Origin of the sequence: Aureitalea sp. L0-47, from assembly GCF_026126405.1 — a bacterium.
Taxonomy (GTDB): domain Bacteria; phylum Bacteroidota; class Bacteroidia; order Flavobacteriales; family Flavobacteriaceae; genus Pukyongia.
Map to the genome: position 1 here is coordinate 226,793 of NZ_JAFMTQ010000003.1, position 19,308 is coordinate 246,100.

Sequence of the window (19,308 nt, forward strand, 5' to 3'; positions counted from 1 at the left end):
ATTATTTCTTACGAATTACCTCCTCGAGTATTTCCTTAAAGAAAGGTTCCTGCTCGTTTAAGAGAACCGTCTTTATGGACAGGTAGTACAAAGCATATTTGTGAAGCAGAGGCTGAAGTCTTACGTAATCTTTTTCCGTAGTAAGTATGATCTCATCTTCGGCCATTCGGTTTATTTCTGAAGTGGTAAAGTTGTGGTGGTCGGGGTATTTGTCATGGGAAAACTTAAATTCTCTACGCTCTAAATATTCCACCAGTGGTTTGGGATTGGCAATCCCTGTTACCAGGCTAAAACTTTTATCGGCCAGATATTCCAAAGGCAAGGTCTCTGTCTTTCCGAAAATGAATTTGTCGTAACTCACTTTCGAGAAATATATTCGCTGATGAGGCAGTAGCTTCATTCTAAACTGTATCTCCTGCTGTTTGGCGTATGCCAGTCCTTCGGGGCATTTAGTCACAACGATCATATCGGCCCTTCGTGCACCGGCTACCGGCTCCCGCAGCCTTCCCATGGGTAGTAAATAGTCATCTATAAAGAGATCATGGTACTGGGTGAGTAATATATTGAAGCGTGGCTTGACTTTTCTATGCTGAAATCCATCGTCCAGGAGAATAACTTCGGCTTTAGCTCGCAGCGTTTCAATACCAGTGCGTCGATCGGCGCAAACGGCAACGGTTATTTCAGGATAATTTTTTTTTAGCTGAAGCGGTTCGTCACCTACCTCCCTTACTGAATGGTCTTCCCTTACTTCCAAATAGCCTTTGGTCTTTCTCTTATATCCCCTGCTTAAAACCGCGACCCGGTAATCATCTTTAAGCAAATCAACTATAAAGGCGATCATGGGTGATTTACCAGTTCCTCCTACGGAAAGATTCCCAACACAGATCACTGGAATATCGTAGGATCTGCTTTCCAGCCATCCTTTGTCGTAAAGCAGATTCCTCAAATAGGTAATCAATCCATAAAGGATAGCCAATGGCAAACCCGATAAGCGAAGAAACTTCATAAAACGAAAGTATACTTTTTTATCTTTACGGTAAAATGGAACTATATGAAGGTTAGTGATGTAATGAGAGCAATGGACGAGATCGCCCCGCTATCGTATTCGGAGGATTTTGACAACACAGGACTACTGGTGGGTGATGCCAATGCTAATGTCACCGGCATCCTTGTTACCCTGGATACGCTGGAAACGGTGGTTGACGAGGCGATTTCAAAAGACTGTAACCTCATTGTTAGCTTCCATCCTATCATCTTTTCAGGACTTAAAAAGATCACCGGAAAGAGTTATGTGGAGCGTGTGGTGCAGAAGGCCATAAAGAATGACATCGCTATATTCTCAATTCACACAGCACTGGACAATGACTGGAACGGTGTAAACGCCATGATCTGCGAGAAATTAGGACTGGAGAAAAATTCCATATTACTACCAAAAAAAGGTACGATACAGAAACTGGTGACCTATGTTCCGAAACAGGAGGCAGATGCACTCCGATCTGCTCTGTTTGAAGCTGGCGCAGGTGATATTGGTAATTACAGCAACTGTAGTTTTAATACTGAAGGCAAAGGGAGTTTTAACCCCAATGAAGATGCCAACCCTACACTGGGCAAGAAAGGAGATACCCATTTTGAAGAAGAAACTCGTATTGAGGTGACCTTTCAGAAACACAAAAGATCAGGAATTTTAAAGGCGTTGTTCGAGAATCACTCCTACGAAGAAGTGGCTTATGAAGTGACAACCCTGGATAACACCAATCAACATATTGGAATGGGAATGGTGGGGAGATTGAAGTCTCCTATGACTGAGGTGGATTTTTTAAAATTTCTGAAAGAGAATATGAATACAGAGTGCATCCGTCATTCGAAATTACTTGGCAAATCCATCGAAAAAGTGGCTGTTCTTGGCGGTAGCGGCAGTTTCGCGATCGATGCAGCCATAGCAGCCGGTGCAGATATCTTTGTAACGTCAGACATGAAATACCACGACTTTTTCAAGTCGGAGAACCGTATACTACTGGCCGATATCGGGCATTATGAAAGTGAGCAATTCACAAAAGAACTGATAGTTAGGGCGCTCTCGAAAAAAATCACTAATTTTGCCCCTGCCTTGCCGGAAAGCAGGCTTATACTATCAGAAATAAACAGCAATCCTATTACCTATTTTTGAATATGGCAAAAAAGACTGAAGTAACAGTAGAAGAAAAGTTAAGAGCCTTGTTCGACCTGCAACTGATCGACTCTCGTATTGATGAGATTCGAAATGTGCGTGGTGAACTACCCCTGGAAGTTGAAGACCTGGAAGATGAAGTAGCCGGCATGAATACACGACTGGACAAACTATCGGCAGACCTTGAGCTAATTGAAGGAAATATCAAGGACAAGAAGATCCTTATCGACGAGGCTAAGTCTCTTATAAAGAAATATACTGCTCAGCAGGATAACGTTCGTAATAACCGTGAATACAACTCCCTGAGCAAAGAGGTTGAATTCCAGGAACTGGAGATCCAACTTGCTGAAAAGCACATCAAGGAATTCAAAGCGCAGATCGAACAGAAGAATGTAGTGATAGACGAAACCAAAGAACGTTTGGCCGAGCGCGTAGAACACCTTAAGCACAAGCAAGGTGAACTGGATGAGATCCTGGCCGAAACTGAAAAAGAGGAGAAATCACTCATCAAGGAATCTACCAAATACGAAAAGAACATTGAAGAAAGACTGGTAAAGGCCTATAAGCGTATCCGGACAAATGTAAAGAATGGACTGGCCGTGGTACCTGTAGAGCGTGGTGCTTCGGGAGGATCCTTTTTTACTATTCCTCCGCAGGTGCAGATGGAGATCGCTTCACGTAAGAAGATCATCACCGATGAGCACAGTGGTCGAATCCTTGTGGATCCGGAACTGGCAGAACAGGAACGTGAAAAAATGGAGAAACTCTTCTCTAAAATGAAGTAATTTCTATTCAAATTATAACAAAGCCTTCACAAAACGTGAGGGCTTTTTTTTATACTTTTCCGAAGCAAACTGAAAGGTTTACTCAATATACCGACACAGGTTTAATAATACTCTGTTATGAAAAGAATTGCCATACTAATGCTGTCAACCCTATTGTTCAGTCTTCAAGGGTCTTGTCAGTCTACCAACGAAAACAATAAAAAAGCTGAAGCCGAAGCACAGGCCGACCAAACACCGGTTCAGGTTCCCATGGAAAACGGACTTGCCAGGGCATATTTCGCCAGTGGTTGCTTCTGGTGCGTAGAAGCTGTTTACGAGAGCGTAAAGGGCGTGGAGGAGTCCATCTCCGGATACAGCGGTGGCCATACGGAAAACCCTACCTACGAGGCTAGTAATACCGGACGAACGGGTCATGCCGAAGCAGTTGAGATCATATATGACCCGAATGTGATATCCTTCGCGACCCTCGTGGATGTTTATTTCGGCTCACAAAATGTATCCCAGGTAAATGGACAGGGGCCGGACCGTGGTTCCCAGTATCGTTCTATAATCTTCTACCAGAATGATGAGCAAAAGAAGATCATTGACGAAAAGGTCAAGGAACAGGAAAAGATCTATGGTGAAGGTAAAGTAGCGGCCCAGGTCCTACCCTTTCAGAAATTCTGGAAAGGGGAAGAGTATCACCAGGACTACGAAAAACGAAATCCGAACAACCCCTACATCCGGAATGTCTCTATTCCAAGGCTGAAAAAATTTCAGAAGAAATTCCCGCAATTGTTGAAAGAGGAAGCAAAGCACTAAGCACGACAGAAACTTGTTAAGAACAAGCAATTCTGGAAACATATTTGTATCTTAGAAAGAAAATTCCTGTCCTATGAGAAATATATTGCTCGCATTACTTACCCTTGTATTTCTAGGTTGTGCTTCCGATGATTCTAGCAATGGTAATTCCTCTGGGGTTGCATCATTAGTTGTTGATGTGGGACAGTTTGAATTAGACGGTGTAACAATCAATTGGACGGTGTCTGGAGGAGCTGGAGATGTACTCTACAGAATTGTACTGAACGACGTAGTCCTTGAAGAAGCTTACTCTGGAACCACTTATACCTTTGAATCTCCTGAAAACCAGAAAGTACATTTAGGAGTAATTTATGCGATCTCAGAAAACGGGGATGACACCTTTGCTGAATTTAGATTCAATACCCACGATAGTAAGATCTGGTATGGCGATTTGAATATCCAGGGGCAATATCTATTGGACAATATTAATCCGAATCTAGAAGTCGTTACAGGACGACTGAGCATCTATGAAAGTGCCGAGGATTTATCGAATTTGTCTTCTTTAGAAGGAATTAAAGAACTTAGGATAAGTTCTGATATTATAAACGATATAAGTGCACTGCAAAATCTAAGTTATTTTTTAACGGATACCGGGGTAGGTGAAATTTACATCAATATGCCAAATCTTACAGATGCAGGTGCACTTTCAAATATTTCTTCTAAAGTAAGCATCTTAACATTGATCAATGCGAATTCACTCCAAGATCTCACAGGGTTTGGAGTAGCGGATGGGGGAATGTTGAAAATGAGGTATTCCGATATCAGTTCATTCAGTGGATTCTCGAATGCAACTCGGGTAAGGAATTTATCGCTCTACGGCTTGCCAAATCTAACTTCATTAGACGGACTGAATCTGTTTGATGAGATGGGATTGGTCAAATTACATGTCATGAACAATCTCAGTAGTCTGGACGGTTTGAATCAAGTGACCAATATTGGTGAGTTTTGGATACTTAACTTACCTTCTATTGTTGATCTTCAAGGGCTGGATAACCTGGCGGTGATTGGCGATGCCTTCCGAATTGAATATTGTGATCAGCTGGAATCATTGGATGGCGCCACCCTAATGTCCTCAACAGATTCGAATCCATTTATAGGCATATATAGCAATCAGAGTCTTACCGACTTTTGTGGATTGTCTAATTTATTGATCAATCTGGATGGTGCTGCAGATCTGTGGATTTCTAACAATGCATATAATCCTAGTTATTCCATGATCGTATCGCCAACGGAGTGTCGCCAATAGGCTGAGAACAAGCAACTCTGGGAACATTTTTGTATCTTAGAGATACAGACCTACCCAATGAAAAAATTACTGCTTGTTCTACTAACTCTTACCTTTTTGGGCTGTTCTTCAGATGATTCCGAAACTAATGGAAATGGCAGTTCAGCCAATGTAATGACCATCACCCTAAAACGGTTGAACTACGACCGTGCCACGATAGAATGGACCCGACCCAGTAATGCATCAGCTGGTACCGTTCTGTATGAGATTGTCCTTAATAACCAGGTAATAAGGGAGAATTTTCAGAATACAGAATATGAGTTTTTCGGTTTACAACCAGAGACAAACTATAATGTAATAGTTTCCGCTCTCGATACAGAAGGGAAAGAGACTTTTGACCAGATATCATTCACCACATTAGAGGACAATCGTCCGCCTCCAATTACATATAATGGAAATCTAAATCTAAACACTCAGGCACAGGTTGATAATTTCAGTTTTAAAAATATCACCGGCTTCCTGTCGATCCGCGGTGTAGGGATTACAGATTTATCCCCTCTTTCAACCTTGGAACATGTTTCGGCAGGCATTCGGATAAGTGAGACCTCGCTTCAAAATCTAAACGGACTCGAAAACCTGGACAGCTATGATGTCGGCAATCCATGGGGAGGGTCTCTATATCTTGGGCAAAATAACCAACTTATTGATATTAGTGGTATGAATACCTATTTGAGTATAGGAAGGAAGCTTGAACTTGACCGAAATCCATTATTATCGAATATTACGGGAGTTACTCTTAACTCTAACTGGGAGCGGATTGTGCTTAGGGAAAGCCAGGTGACCAACCTAGACTTTCTTTCTGATGTTACTAGTATCACCGAGGAACTTTGGTTTTATGACCTGCAGGATCTTACCGATGCCAGTGGACTTTCTAACATGATTTTTTCCGGAGAAAATTATCAGCTTCAACAGATACCGCAGCTAGGCAATCTGGTTGGTGATTTTGAATCCGTTTTACCTGAATCAAGGATAGTTCTTATGGATATGCCACTATTGAACAATATTGATTTCCTCTCAAATATTACCGAATTACGGAAAATAAGACTTGACGGTTTATCCTCTTTAAATGATTTGTCCGGGGTGAACAACCTCCAAAAGTTGTTGGACCTTCATCTAAACGCATTACCCATTTCGAATTTAGACGATTTTAGTACGCTAACCGATTCGCCAAATAATTGGCACATTTCGTTTTATGTGACCAACAATCCCAATTTGACTGATTTTTGCGGGGTTAGAATCTTTATGGCCAATACCGAAATACGAGATGATCCCTGGGGTGGAACTCCTTTATACTCTGTGTACAACAATGCGTACAACCCATTAGAATCCCAGATAGAATCTCCAACTGAATGTAGTCAATAAAACATTATTTAATAGCCTTTATCTCAAATACCAAAGGATGCAATCGATCCTTTAAAGCGAACATTCCATTTTCGGTCTCTTTAAGATCCGGGAAGATATCGTAAGGTGACTCTTCATACTCTTTTAGCATTTCAATGGACAGACCTGCTTCCATCAACGCGGTAACAACCTCCCCTATCCCATGGTTCCAGCCGTATTCTTTACTTATTATTTCTGAATTTCCCTCATCGGCGTAGGTACCTTCATACTCCTCATAGATCGCTTCCTCTTGCTGATAGCCGTAGATCATTTTAGGAGGATCCTGCTGGTAATCGAACATCCAGGCGATAGGATGAAACTCCACCAGGTAGAAAATACCACCTGGACTAAGACGTTCAGAGATCATATTTGCCCAGGGCTTCAAATCGGGCAACCAACCGATCACCCCGTAACTTGTGAAAATAATATCGAAAGTTTCAGAAATATGTAGCGAGACATCCAGGACATTACAGCAGACGAATTCAGCATCCAAACCCAGTTCGTCATTCAACGACCTGGCCAACTTGATCCCTTCATCCGAAATATCAACCCCGGTGCACTTCGCCCCTCTCCTGGCCCAGCTTAGCGTGTCCTGCCCAAAATGACACTGCAAATGCAACAGGCTCTTTCCCGAAACATCCCCCAAGGCCTCAATTTCATAGGTTTTTAGAGTCTCTGCTCCCTTTTTGAAGCCTTCCATGTCGTAGAATTCGCTGGCAGCATGCACAGCTACTTTATTATTCCAGGTTTCACGATTGGTATTGAATTCCTTCTGAAAATCCATCGTTCAATAATTTGGATAAAAGTAGGAAAGTCTGACAAACACATTTTTGTTTAACATTAACATCTTTTTGCTCAACATAATTTATTTTTACCGTATGATACACATCGACCACCAGGAAATACTAAACATGGAAAAGATCCCTCGGCTAAACCTCATCAATAGCTGCACGGGATATAAGTCGGCAAACCTTATCGGTTCTATTTCTGCTGATGGAGTTACCAATGTGGCGGTTTTCAGCAGCGTTACCCACCTGGGCAGCAATCCCCCTTTACTTGGCTTTGTATTGAGGCCCACAACGGTTCCCAGGAATACCTTTAAAAATCTCAAGGAAACCGGTGAGTTTACAGTTAATCACATCCACGCCGGGATGATAGCCGATGCACACCATACTTCCGCTAAATATCCAGGGATGGTCTCAGAATTCGACAAGACGAATCTCGAACCTTTGTTCCGTGAAGGGTTTGCGGCTCCCTATGTGGAGGGCGCCAAGATCCAGATCGGATGTAAATACATAAATGAATACAAAATTGAAGAAAACGGTTGTTTGTTCATTATTGGATCGATCCAACATATCTATTTTAGTCCGGAGATTCGGTTGGAAGACGGTTTTCTTGCGTTGGACAAGGCAGATACGGTAACTGTGAATGGTCTGGACGGCTACTCCTTGCCCAGGTTGATCGATCGTTTTGAATATGCCCGACCCAAGTAAATGGCCCATAAGAAAGTAAACTTACCGGAAAAGATATGTCCTGTCTGTGGCCGTCCTTTCCAATGGAGAAAAAAATGGGAACGAGACTGGGAAAATGTGGTGTATTGCAGTAAACGCTGCCAAAAAGCAAAATAATAATATGAAAAATAGTCTCGTCTGGTTTCAAAACGACCTGAGAATTCAGGATAATACGTCACTCACCCATGCATGCGAAGCATCCGATCAGGTGATAGGAGTCTATTGTTTTGATCCAAGACATTTCTTTGAAGGAGATTTCGGATTTGTGAAGACTGGAAAATTCCGGGCGAAGTTTCTACTGGAAAGCGTGCGAAACCTTCAGGAACAACTAACCTCGCTCAACATTTCATTACTCGTCCACTTGGGAAAACCGGAAGAGGTTGTCCCTTCTATCGTTGATGAATATAAAATAAGCAATTTCTTTTTTCAGAAAGAATGGACAAGAGACGAACGAATTGTCCGGGAAAGCTTGCTCTCAGCACTCCCCGATTCGGTAAACATTCAAACCTATTACGACCAGTTTCTTTTTCATCCGGAGGAGATTCCATTCGATAATGCGAAAGATATCCCAATGGTATTTACCGCGTTCCGAAAGAAGCTCGAAAAGTACGCAGCAGTTCGGAAGCCACTGCCCGCACCTAAGAGTTTACCGACTTCTAATTTGCTTGCGAAGGAATCCAAAATCCCTTCCCTGGAAGACCTGGGACACTCTCAATATAAAATGGATGAACGTACCGCTTTTCCCTTTAAGGGAGGAGAAATAAACGCATGGGAGCGCCTCGATCACTACTTCTGGCAAACGGAACAACTTAAGGAGTACAAACAAACGAGGAACGGATTAGTGGGAACCGACTACAGTTCCAAATTCTCACCCTGGCTGGCAAATGGTTGTATATCCGCCCGAAGCATTTATGCTGAAGTGAGAAACTTTGAAAAAACAGTTCACAAGAACTCGAGCACTTACTGGATGATCTTCGAATTGATCTGGCGAGATTTCTTTAAGTATATTTCATTGAAATTCGGAGACAATATCTTTCATTTAGGCGGTATACTTAAAAAGGAATACGAATGGAAGAGTGACCCCGAAATTTTGAAACAATGGACTGAAGGTAGGACGAAATACGACTTCGTAAACGCGAATATGAAAGAACTGGCAGCCATGGGGTGGATGAGTAATCGTGGCCGACAAAACGTTGCGAGTTTCTGGGCGAAAGAAATGGAACAGGATTGGCGCATAGGTGCGAGTTATTTTGAAAGCCTGCTCGTCGATTACGACGTTCATAGCAACTGGGGTAACTGGATGTATAATGCCGGGGTTGGTAATGATCCGCGTGACCGGAAATTCAATATTGAAAGGCAGGCTGAGATGTACGATAGCGATCACAGATTTAGGAACTTGTGGAACCAATGAAGACACTAAGATTAATTCTAGGCGATCAATTGAATCATAATCACTCCTGGTTCAAGGAGGAGGATGAAAAAGTGATCTATTTTGTTGCTGAAATGCGACAGGAAACAGACTATGTGGCTCATCACATTCAGAAAGTCGTCGCCTTCTTTGAGAGTATGGCGAATTTTGCCGAATGGATGAAGGAGAGAGGACATGAAGTTATCTATTACACCCTGGATTCCGAAGAAAACAAGCAGGATCTCGTAAAAAACCTGGATCATCTAATATCAAAGTTCAGCATAGGAAAATTTGAATATCAATTACCTGATGAATATCGACTGGATGAACAATTAAGTACCTACTGCAACGGATTATCTATTCCTTCTGAAGCATACGATACCGAACATTTCCTCACAAAACGAAAGGACCTGGAAGAATTCTTCAAAGGGAAAAAACAAATGGTCATGGAGTATTTCTATCGCGATATGCGAAAGAAATACGATATAATGATGGTGAACGACAAAAACCCCGAAGGAGGCAAATGGAACTTCGATCAGAGCAATCGAAAGAAGTGGAAAGGCAGCCCTGAGATTCCCCACGAAAGAGGATTCAGGAAGGATGTTTCAGAGACCCTGAATCGGATAGAAAATGCAGGGATAGAAACCATTGGAAACATAGATCCAAAACAATTCTCCTGGCCCACCTCCCGGGAAGACAGCTTGTCTGTACTCCGGTATTTCTGTAAGGAACTACTGGTGCATTTTGGGGATTACCAGGACGCCATGCATACAGATGAGGCATTTCTTTTCCATTCTCGTTTGTCCTTTGCCATGAACTCAAAAATGCTGCATCCCCTGGAAGTGATTGAAGCTGTTGTTGAATACTGGCAGGAAAACAAGGATAGCATAGACATTTCCCAGGTGGAAGGATTTGTACGCCAAATACTGGGATGGCGCGAATTCATGCGCGGTATTTACTGGAAGGAAATGCCCGAATACACGAAGATGAACAAGCTGGAAAATAAAAATCCGCTACCCGAATTCTTCTGGACCGGAAACACGAAGATGAATTGTTTGAAAACTTCGATCGGGCAGAGTCTTGAAAATGCCTACGCCCATCACATTCAGCGACTGATGATAACCGGCAACTACGCACTTCTCACCCAATGTGACCCGGACGAAGTGGACCGCTGGTACCTCGGCATATACATCGATGCCATCGAATGGGTAGAAATTACAAACACCAGGGGCATGTCTCAATTCGCCGATGGCGGCATTGTGGCGACCAAACCCTATGTGTCCAGCGGAAATTATATCAACAAAATGAGTAATTACTGTGGAAGTTGTCACTACAATGTAAAGAAAAAAACCGGCGAAGATGCCTGTCCGTTCAACAGCCTGTACTGGAACTTCCTGGATGACAAAAAAGAGTATTTCAAGAACAATCAGCGTATGGGCATGATGATGAATCTGCTGAATAAAAAAGATCCCGAAGAACTATCGGCACTTAAAGAAAGGGCCGCTGAGATCATGAAAAATCCGGATAATTTCTAGCCAACATTATAACCGTCTGCCACAATTGGAACCCATTCTCTATTCTCTTTGATGTAGGCCGCCACAAACGGACATAAAGGTGCCACTTTCTGGCCTTCTTCTTTTAATAGCGTCAGAACCGCTTTTACCATCGACTTACCCACGCCTTGTCCTCCCAATTGGGCGGGCACTTCGGTATGAGTAAGATAGACCGCATTCTTAGCCTTGATATACTCTATGAATGCGGTATAGCCGTTCACCTCGGTTTCGTATCGCCTACGTTCGAGGTTCTTGGTGATATCTAATTTCATATCCTATTTATTGTGGGAGCCGTCGCAAAACGGGTTGTTTCCGGTCTTACCACAACGGCAAAAAGCGGTATTGCGGGTTTTCGTTTCCTTTGAGCCATCGGTATGTGTAATTTCGATTGATCCTTTTACCATAAGTGGCCCATTTTCGAGTACTTCTACTTTTGTTTCTGACATAGCTTTTTGTTTTTCTTCTGAAGGAGGTCCGTCGGAATTCATGTAATACGATAAGGCGCCGCTAGGACATTTGTCTATAGTGCGCTTTAAATCTTCAGTACTGCCATTTTCAGCAACGATCCAGGGTTTCCTGTCCGGATCGAATACGTCCGGTAGACCTTTTACACATTCTGCGGCATGAAAACACAACTTCGGCTTCCATACCACGGTCAATTCACCGTTGGTATATTCTTTACGTACATCCATACTCTAAAAATACAAAAATTATGAGAGCAATTCCAGAAGCCGTATTTTTGTAAAAAACAATTGCTATGCGAATACTCCATATTGCCCTTATCACTATTTCGATTCTTTACTCATGTAAGGAACAACCCTCCGGTGATACAAACATAACTCAGGATACGGAAACCACAGAAACTTCAACTGCCGAACGTATTACTGCCAATTACGGCATCGATAACTGGTCTTATATTTCCGAATTAAACTTCACTTTCAATGTAAGCAGAGGAGAATCGGGATTTAGCAGGTCTTTCAAATGGAACACAAAGACAGACGATGTAGTTTTCATGAACGAAAGCGACACCATCGAATACAACCGAAAAATGGAGATGGACAGTCTTCAAATGAACGCCGATATGCGTTTTGTAAATGACTCGTTCTGGTTATTATCCCCTTTCAAACTGGTTTGGGATGAAGGAACAACCATTTCAGAAGAAGAAAAAGTGATGGCTCCCATTTCAAAAGAGATCTTGAATAAACTTACAATCGTCTATGGTGTTGATGGTGGCTACACACCAGGCGATGCCTACGACTTTTACTTCACAGACGATTATACCATCAAGGAATGGGCGTATCGCAGGGGAAATTCTCCAAGAGCTTCTACAATCACAAGCTGGGATGAAATGAAAGAAGTAGGCGGGATGAAATTCAATACAGTTCACCAGGACAGTTTGAAGAGTTTCAAACTATTCTTTAGTAATATTTCTGTTAAGTAAGCAGGTATTAGTTCTTCACAAGACGTTGTACGAAAATCTGTTCGTCGTCCTTTTCGAGAGTAACGAAATACATACCGTCTTTCAGGTAAGAAACATCGAGTCTGCATCTATCCAACTGATCAAAGACCGCCGGAGCACTATAAATTCTCCTTCCTAGTGTATCGTACAGGGCGATCTCAAGTGGATCACTGGTCTTGTAAGAAACGAAAAGCTCTCCCGAGCTTGGGTTGGGGTAAATTGTCCCTTGCTCTATCAAGGATCCGTAGAAATATCTTTCAGCAAAACTAAAAGCCTTTACACCTATCTCCAGGCCGATCAACCTACCCGGAATGTCATCGCAAGGAGGGTGAATACCACCCCAAATCCTCGACAAACTTGTCTGGTCGCTGGCATCTTGATAGGTAGCCCACTGAAGCTGGAAAGAAGTACTGGGTCCTTTCTCAAATTGCAGGAACGTTTCTTCAGGTATGTCGAATACCCCCATACCACCCGGGAAATATTCATCACCGGTTAATAAGGTCAACACCTCAGCTGCTGCCCTGGAGTAGGTTGAATGTCCGGAAACATAGCCTGCGAACGGAGGTGTCACAAAAGAAGGTCGCTGGTATGGCCACCACTCTTCAGCCAGGATCCAGCCAACACCGGCTTCGTCAAAATTCGGATCCACGATATAATCCGGGCCTCGCCAACTGTACAACTTGATCTTTCCGAAGTTCTCGTTAAAGGCACCTGCCAAGGGATCTCCTTCTCTCACCAATTCGATATACCCGGGAATTAACGGAATACCGTGTGGATCATAACTAATATCATTTGGGTCTGAAGATTGTCCCTTGCCTGCCATATAACGTATAGCACTCACCGGCCTGACATAGTCGTAATAACCCTTGATTCCCCAGGCGCTAATTGCTACATCGTGCATGGTTCCGCCAAGAATAAAATAACTTTTTACATCCCACTCGAGTTCGCTTAACTCCTCTCCTTCTCCTTTAAACCTTTTCTTAAGCTCCGGGTGGTCACTCACATAATTCAGTATGGTAAACCAGTGGCCCGGTGGCGTCTCACTATCGGGACCATCGGCCCAGAATTCGGCCAATACCCTTCCGTAATCACCGCGAGGCACCATCTGAGGCTCGTAAGGAGCTCCGGTTGCAGGATTCATTGTTCTTCCTACCGAAGGATCTCCCCCATCGAAAAAATTGTAAAAGGACTCATAATCTTCGTAGTTCTCAGGATAAAGGTCCACCGGGACATTGCCCAGCGAAGCTGGCGAGATATCTATCATTACAGGATCATCCTTGTCCAGGTGTGATGCCCATACTGCCACCATTGCAAATCCCCATTTATAAGGGTCGTCCAGTCCTAAGCCATCCTGAATATAAGGCGGATCGGAAGGATCGTGGTAGACGTAATAATCAAATCCGTCTCGAGTATAAATATCAAGAACGTCATCGGATAACGAAAAAGGTACAACCTGTCCCCATTCCGGACTTAAAAATGGCGGTTGACCTCCGGGAATTACATTACCACTTTGGTCCACATAGCTTTCTACTTTCAATGGCTGCCAGTTATTCGGATGCTCCATGCTGGCATTACCCGAAGTATCCATATCCAGGGGATCGTTCAATGGTTCGTAAAATAAATTCTCGTAGTCGTTAGCCTCGTTAGCACCATCCTGTAATCCAAATGCGATTAGTTGTTCGGCAAGGTAATTACCCAATGCAGCAGGGTTGCCACTTTTATAATTGGTATTTCTAAAATTGATATCGTAGCCGTGGGATTCCATCAGCTCATCAATGGAAGTGAAGATGTCCTCCACTCCGGGTGAGTTGGCAAAACGATGCTGCATCAACCTGTAGACAGCATAGCTCATAGCTTCTTGTCTGGCTTCCGAAGGGTTTACATCGGTTTCGAATCCCTCGAATTCACAGTAATAGTCACCTATGGTATTCCCCAGGAAGAAAGGACTAGCCTTATCGTCAAATAGCGCCCAAATGTCGTACATGGCAACCGACGAATGGAACAGGTTTCGCGCATGAACCGTAGGACGTGCAAAATCGTTTCGGATGGCATTTAATACCTCCTCATTCCATTCCCTGGCCACCGATTGCGGAAAGATGGCCTGGCTGGCAAAAAGTAAACTCAGTATAACGAGGAGCTTTCGCATGGGACGCTTTTATACAAATATATTGAACATATGGGAATGGAGGAAAATCAAACGGATTTAAATTCCTATTTTTGTAGGTAGCTGAAACTTACCGCTCCTATGTATGAGAATTCTTTAGAATTTGCGCGTCAGTGCGACAAAGAAGACCCACTTTCAGAATTCAGAGATAAATTCCATATTCCTAAGGATAATAAGGGAGAACCGCTTATCTATCTCTGCGGAAATTCACTTGGCTTACAACCAAAGACAACTTCCGAATACATAAAAAAAGAATTAGACGACTGGGCTAGCCTTGGCGTTGAAGGACATACCGAAGCAGAACATCCCTGGCTACCCTATCACGAATTCCTGACGGAGAAAATGGCGAAGATCGTAGGAGCCAAACCTTCAGAAGTGGTGATGATGAATACACTCACCACCAACCTCCACCTGATGATGGTCTCCTTCTATCAACCCACCTCCTCACGATACAAGATCGTTGTGGAGAGCGATGCTTTTCCTTCAGACAAATACGCGGTTGAGAGCCAGTTGAAATTTCACGGCTTTGATCCCAAAGACGGACTCATTCTATGGACACCCAGGGAAGGTGAAGAACTGTGCCGTTTTGAAGATCTGGAACAGATCATGAACGAACAGGGTAACGAGATAGCCCTGCTGATGATAGGAAACACCAATTATTACAGCGGACAGAACTTCCCCCTGAAAAAGATTGCAGAACTCGGCCATAGTCACGGATCTTTGGTAGGTTTCGACCTGGCGCATGGTGCCGGAAACATCTTCCCCGATCTACATAATACGGGAGCTGATTTCGCGGTGTGGTGCAGTTATAAATACCTCAACAGCGGACCCGGAAGCTTAGCCGGTTGTTTTGTTCACGAACGGCATGCCAATAACACTGAACTCAATCGGTTTACTGGCTGGTGGGGCCATAACAAGCAAACGCGTTTTAATATGCGGCATGAATTCGACCCCTTACCGGGAGCCGAAGGATGGCAATTGAGCAATCCACCCATCTTATCCATGGCTGCGATACTTGCATCACTGGATGTGTTCGATGAGGCAGGATTCCAAAACCTCAGGGAGAAGTCGGAGAAACTAACCGGTTACCTCGAATTTTTGGTCGATGATATTGGTGACGACAGAATAAAGATAATCACACCGCGAAATCCGGAAGAACGAGGATGCCAGCTGTCCATTCAGGTGCGGAGTGCCAATAAATTACTTCACACCAGGTTAACGGAAGCGGGAGTGATAAGTGACTGGCGGGAGCCAGATGTGGTGCGAGTAGCGCCAGCACCACTTTATAACAGTTATGAAGATGTATTTCATTTCGCCGAACGGTTGAAGAATATACTAGCAAATGAGTAAAAAAGATCAAATACTAATAATTGGAGCCGGCCTGTGTGGTAGTTTATTGGCGCTCCGGCTGGGTCAGAGAGGCTACAATGTAACCCTGGTAGAAAAACGTCCCGATCTTCGGGATGTGGAACAGGATGCGGGTAGATCCATCAACCTTGCCTTAAGCGATCGTGGACTGAAAGGCCTGCGAATGGGCGGTGTGGAAAAAGAAGCCAGGAAACTCTGTATTCCTATGGAAGGCAGAATGATTCACCACGAGAATGGGAACACTTTCCTTACGCGATATAGCGGGAGATCTCACGAACATATAAATTCGGTTTCCAGACCCGGACTGAATATGCTGCTGCTGGATGCATGTGATGAATTATCCAATATCACAACCCATTTTAATCATGGATGTGAGACTGTAGACCTAAAAAATGCCAGCGCCACCTTTACAAACTACAAAACAGGTGAAACTGTTACCATGCAGGGAGATATTCTCTTCGGAACGGATGGGGCAGGTTCGTCGGTACGGAAAAGTATGTTCATGAGCCGTGAATTCCTTTTCAGTTTTTCCCAGAACTGGCTCACGCATGGCTATAAAGAAATTACCATTCCTCCTGCTGAAGATGGAGGCTTCAGAACTGATGATGATGCGCTGCACATCTGGCCGCGTGGTGAAGATATGTTGATAGCGTTACCTAATTTGGACGGGAGTTTTACCGTGACGCTTTTCCTGCCTTTTAGCAACAGTGATTATTGTTTCGATAATCTTACTACGGAAGAAAAAGTGATGGAGTACTTCAGTAAAGAATATCCGGATGCTGTTGAGCTTATGCCCGACCTGGCAAAGGAATTCTTCGAAAATCCCACAGGACCCCTGGGAACTATAAAATGTTCTCCCTGGAGTACCAACGGGAAAACCCTCATTTTGGGAGATGCGGCACATGCGGTAGTTCCTTTCTACGGACAAGGAATGAACTGTTCCTTTGAGGATGTATATGTACTGGACCAATATATAGAGCGATACGAAGGCGACTGGCCAAAGATCTTTTCAGAATACGAAAAGGAAAGAAAGAAGGACGCAGATGCTATAGCCGATCTGGCCCTGGACAATTTCCACGAAATGAAAGAACATACAGCCAGTGATCTGTTCCAGGCGAAGCGAAAATTGGAACTCCAGTTCGAAATTGAATTCCCGGATGAATACAACAGCAAGTATTCACTGGTAACCTTTAATGAGAATATTCCCTATTCCGAAGCAATGAGACGGGGAAGAGCGCAGGACAAGGCGATACTTAACTTGCTGGCCGACGGCAAACTTTCCGATGAAATGAGCCTGAAGGCTAAGTTAGAAGTGGTCCTGAAAGAAACCGAAGAAGTACTGAATGACGATGCAGTGATAAAAAATTTATAAGTATGAGTAGATTAGTAGAAGGTAAAGCAACCCCCAGGGGCGCCTATCCACATGTAAAGCGAGTGGGCGATTTCATATTTGTTAGTGGAACGAGTTCACGATTGCCGGATAACACCTTTGCCGGTGTTCACCAGGTGGACGAAATGGGTACAATGCGATTGGATATCAGGGAGCAGACCAGGGCTGTTTTGGAAAACATCAAGGATTACCTGGCCACCGAAGGAGCAACCATGGCAGATGTTTGTGATGTTACTACCTTCCTGGTAAATATGAACGATTTTGCCGGCTATAATGAGGTGTATGCCGAATTTTTCAGCAAAGAAACCGGCCCTGCCAGAACAACGGTGGCTGTACATCAACTCCCACACCCAAACCTGGTGGTGGAAATTAAAGCGATGGCCTACAAACCACTATAGTACGAACATCATTTCGAGCTGCCGCCCTGAGCGCAGTCGAAGGGTTAACGAGAAATCTGATACCATGGAAAAGATCCTAAACTACATCAACGGCGAATACTGCGAACCGCTTAGCGGAGAATGGATCGACAATTACAATCCGTCTAAAGGAGAAGTGTATGGTAAGATCGCTAATTCCAACCAAGATGATGTAAAAAAGGCATACGAAGCGGCTGCAGCCGCTTTTCCGAAATGGAGCAATACGCCTATCGATGAGCGTAGCAGGATCATGCTGAGAGTAGCTTCGCTTATCGAGGAAAATCTCGACCGACTCGCCCATGCAGAGTCTGAAGACAACGGCAAACCGCTTAGTCTTGCCAAAGCAGTGGACATCCCAAGAGCTTCTGCCAATTTCAGGTTCTTCGGAAATGCCATTACGCAGTTCTCCAGCGAGGCCCATGAAAGTGTGGGATTGAATACCATGAATTTTACCTTGCGTCAACCTATTGGTGTTGTGGGATGCATTTCACCCTGGAACCTTCCACTCTACCTCTTTACCTGGAAAGTTGCCCCAGCCATAGCCGCCGGGAATACCGTCGTGGCTAAACCAAGTGAAGTGACTCCAAAAACAGCATTTCTACTCGGTGAAATACTTTCTGAAGCCGGCCTCCCGAAGGGAGTGTTGAATATAGTACACGGTACCGGTCCGTCTGCCGGACAGGCAATTGTGGCCCATCCGAAGATAAAAGCCATCTCTTTTACCGGGGGAACAAAAACCGGTGAGATGATCGCCCGCACAGCGGCTCCCATGTTTAAAAAATTATCGCTGGAGTTAGGTGGAAAGAATCCAAATCTGATATTTGCCGACTGTGATTATGACACCATGCTGAATGTCACCGTTCGTTCGTCCTTTGCGAACCAGGGTCAGATTTGTCTCTGCGGGAGCAGGATTTTTGTGGAACGACCTATCTTCGAGAAATTCAAAGAGGATTTTGTAAAACGTGTAAAAGAATTGAAAGTCGGTAACCCTTTCGATGCCGAAACAAAGATCGGGGCTTTAGTCTCGAAACCTCATAAAGAAAAAGTACAATCGTATATCGAAATTGCAAAAGAAGAAGGCGGCAAAATACTTTGCGGTGGTAATGAAGTGATTGTAGAAGGTTCGGAAAATGGATATTACCTGGAACCCACGGTTATTGAAGTTTTTGACGATCAATGTCGTGTGAACCAGGAAGAGATCTTCGGGCCGGTGGTCACTATGATGCCTTTCGACACTGAAGAGGAAGCCCTGAAAATGGCGAATAGTGTGCCTTACGGACTCTCCTCTACCCTATGGACCACGAACATCGATCGAACCATGAGAGTATCTAAAAAACTGGAAGCCGGTATCGTTTGGGTGAATACCTGGCTGAACCGTGATCTGCGAACGCCTTTCGGAGGTGTGAAAGCCAGTGGTGTGGGCCGAGAAGGGGGATTTGAAGCCCTTCGGTTCTTTACCGAACCAAAAAATGTGTGTATAAAGTTCAGTGAGTTGTGAGTTGTGAGTTGTGAGTTGTGAGTTGTGAGTTGTGAGTTGTGAGTTGTGAGTTGTGAGTTGTGAGTTGTGAGTTGTGAGTTGTGA

The 19,308-nt window shown here is 43.9% G+C and carries 19 protein-coding genes; 14 read left to right on the plus strand and 5 right to left on the minus strand.

Annotation, left to right across the window (positions count from 1 at the left end):
- Position 1 precedes the first annotated feature (1 nt).
- Positions 2 to 1,006: a tetraacyldisaccharide 4'-kinase gene (gene lpxK, locus J1N09_RS05695; RefSeq protein ID WP_265198816.1), complete on the minus strand. Its 1,005-nt coding sequence runs from the start codon at positions 1,004 to 1,006 to the stop codon at positions 2 to 4.
- Positions 1,007 to 1,051: 45 nt separating this feature from the next.
- On the opposite strand from lpxK, the gene J1N09_RS05700 reads away from it, so the two are divergent.
- The 5 genes from J1N09_RS05700 to J1N09_RS05720 all read left to right on the plus strand — a co-directional run bounded on the left by J1N09_RS05700 (position 1,052) and on the right by J1N09_RS05720 (position 6,439).
- Complete coding sequence (locus J1N09_RS05700) at positions 1,052 to 2,167, plus strand: Nif3-like dinuclear metal center hexameric protein (RefSeq protein WP_265198818.1); 1,116 nt, start codon at positions 1,052 to 1,054, stop codon at positions 2,165 to 2,167.
- A 2-nt stretch (positions 2,168 to 2,169) separates the two neighbouring features.
- Complete coding sequence (locus J1N09_RS05705; protein WP_265198820.1) at positions 2,170 to 2,952, plus strand: zinc ribbon domain-containing protein; 783 nt, start codon at positions 2,170 to 2,172, stop codon at positions 2,950 to 2,952.
- A 117-nt stretch (positions 2,953 to 3,069) separates the two neighbouring features.
- The gene (msrA, locus tag J1N09_RS05710; protein ID WP_265198822.1) at positions 3,070 to 3,753 is read left to right on the plus strand and encodes a peptide-methionine (S)-S-oxide reductase MsrA; all 684 of its coding nucleotides are present in this window, start codon (positions 3,070 to 3,072) and stop codon (positions 3,751 to 3,753) included.
- A 73-nt stretch (positions 3,754 to 3,826) separates the two neighbouring features.
- Positions 3,827 to 5,038, plus strand: coding sequence for a hypothetical protein (locus J1N09_RS05715; protein ID WP_265198824.1), 1,212 nt, complete (start codon positions 3,827 to 3,829; stop codon positions 5,036 to 5,038).
- A 57-nt stretch (positions 5,039 to 5,095) separates the two neighbouring features.
- Positions 5,096 to 6,439: a fibronectin type III domain-containing protein gene (locus J1N09_RS05720; RefSeq protein WP_265198826.1), complete on the plus strand. Its 1,344-nt coding sequence runs from the start codon at positions 5,096 to 5,098 to the stop codon at positions 6,437 to 6,439.
- Between the two features lie 4 nt (positions 6,440 to 6,443).
- Here the strand turns inward: J1N09_RS05720 and J1N09_RS05725 are convergent, their stop codons facing one another.
- Positions 6,444 to 7,241 carry a class I SAM-dependent methyltransferase gene (locus J1N09_RS05725; RefSeq protein ID WP_265198829.1) on the minus strand — a complete coding sequence of 266 codons (798 nt, stop codon included), beginning with the start codon at positions 7,239 to 7,241 and terminating at the stop codon, positions 6,444 to 6,446.
- A gap of 94 nt (positions 7,242 to 7,335) precedes the next feature.
- Here J1N09_RS05725 and J1N09_RS05730 point away from each other — a divergent pair, with 94 nt between their 5' ends.
- The 4 genes from J1N09_RS05730 to J1N09_RS05745 are packed head-to-tail and all read left to right on the plus strand — an operon-like array spanning position 7,336 to position 10,911.
- Positions 7,336 to 7,950: a flavin reductase family protein gene (locus J1N09_RS05730; RefSeq protein ID WP_265198831.1), complete on the plus strand. Its 615-nt coding sequence runs from the start codon at positions 7,336 to 7,338 to the stop codon at positions 7,948 to 7,950.
- Complete coding sequence (locus tag J1N09_RS05735) at positions 7,951 to 8,085, plus strand: DUF2256 domain-containing protein (protein WP_265198832.1); 135 nt, start codon at positions 7,951 to 7,953, stop codon at positions 8,083 to 8,085.
- 4 nt (positions 8,086 to 8,089) lie between these two features.
- A complete protein-coding gene (locus J1N09_RS05740) occupies positions 8,090 to 9,379 on the plus strand; it encodes a DASH family cryptochrome (RefSeq protein WP_265198833.1) in 1,290 nt (429 codons plus the stop codon).
- A complete protein-coding gene (locus tag J1N09_RS05745; protein ID WP_265198834.1) occupies positions 9,376 to 10,911 on the plus strand; it encodes a cryptochrome/photolyase family protein in 1,536 nt (511 codons plus the stop codon). The genes J1N09_RS05740 and J1N09_RS05745 overlap by 4 nt, the downstream gene beginning before the upstream one ends.
- Here J1N09_RS05745 and J1N09_RS05750 read toward each other — a convergent pair.
- Both J1N09_RS05750 and J1N09_RS05755 read right to left on the minus strand, forming a co-directional pair.
- Positions 10,908 to 11,201: a GNAT family N-acetyltransferase gene (locus tag J1N09_RS05750; RefSeq protein WP_265198836.1), complete on the minus strand. Its 294-nt coding sequence runs from the start codon at positions 11,199 to 11,201 to the stop codon at positions 10,908 to 10,910. The two genes, J1N09_RS05745 and J1N09_RS05750, sit on opposite strands and share 4 nt — an antisense overlap.
- A 3-nt stretch (positions 11,202 to 11,204) precedes the next feature.
- Positions 11,205 to 11,621, minus strand: coding sequence for a (4Fe-4S)-binding protein (locus tag J1N09_RS05755; protein ID WP_265198838.1), 417 nt, complete (start codon positions 11,619 to 11,621; stop codon positions 11,205 to 11,207).
- Positions 11,622 to 11,686: 65 nt separating this feature from the next.
- Here J1N09_RS05755 and J1N09_RS05760 point away from each other — a divergent pair, with 65 nt between their 5' ends.
- On the plus strand, positions 11,687 to 12,370 hold the full coding sequence (locus J1N09_RS05760) for a hypothetical protein (protein WP_265198839.1): 684 nt from the start codon (positions 11,687 to 11,689) through the stop codon (positions 12,368 to 12,370).
- Positions 12,371 to 12,377: 7 nt separating this feature from the next.
- Here J1N09_RS05760 and J1N09_RS05765 read toward each other — a convergent pair whose 3' ends face one another.
- Positions 12,378 to 14,534 carry a T9SS type A sorting domain-containing protein gene (locus tag J1N09_RS05765; protein WP_265198840.1) on the minus strand — a complete coding sequence of 719 codons (2,157 nt, stop codon included), beginning with the start codon at positions 14,532 to 14,534 and terminating at the stop codon, positions 12,378 to 12,380.
- A 99-nt stretch (positions 14,535 to 14,633) separates the two neighbouring features.
- Here J1N09_RS05765 and kynU point away from each other — a divergent pair, with 99 nt between their 5' ends.
- From kynU to J1N09_RS05785, 4 genes are all read left to right on the plus strand, one after another.
- Positions 14,634 to 15,902, plus strand: coding sequence for a kynureninase (gene kynU, locus J1N09_RS05770; RefSeq protein WP_265198842.1), 1,269 nt, complete (start codon positions 14,634 to 14,636; stop codon positions 15,900 to 15,902).
- Positions 15,895 to 17,292, plus strand: coding sequence for an FAD-dependent oxidoreductase (locus tag J1N09_RS05775; protein WP_265198843.1), 1,398 nt, complete (start codon positions 15,895 to 15,897; stop codon positions 17,290 to 17,292). Before kynU ends, J1N09_RS05775 begins: the two co-directional genes overlap by 8 nt.
- A 2-nt stretch (positions 17,293 to 17,294) precedes the next feature.
- Entirely contained in the window at positions 17,295 to 17,708 is a 414-nt protein-coding gene (locus tag J1N09_RS05780; RefSeq protein ID WP_265198844.1) for a RidA family protein, read from the plus strand.
- 64 nt (positions 17,709 to 17,772) lie between these two features.
- Positions 17,773 to 19,224 carry an aldehyde dehydrogenase gene (locus tag J1N09_RS05785; RefSeq protein ID WP_265198845.1) on the plus strand — a complete coding sequence of 484 codons (1,452 nt, stop codon included), beginning with the start codon at positions 17,773 to 17,775 and terminating at the stop codon, positions 19,222 to 19,224.
- Positions 19,225 to 19,308: the final 84 nt, after the last annotated feature.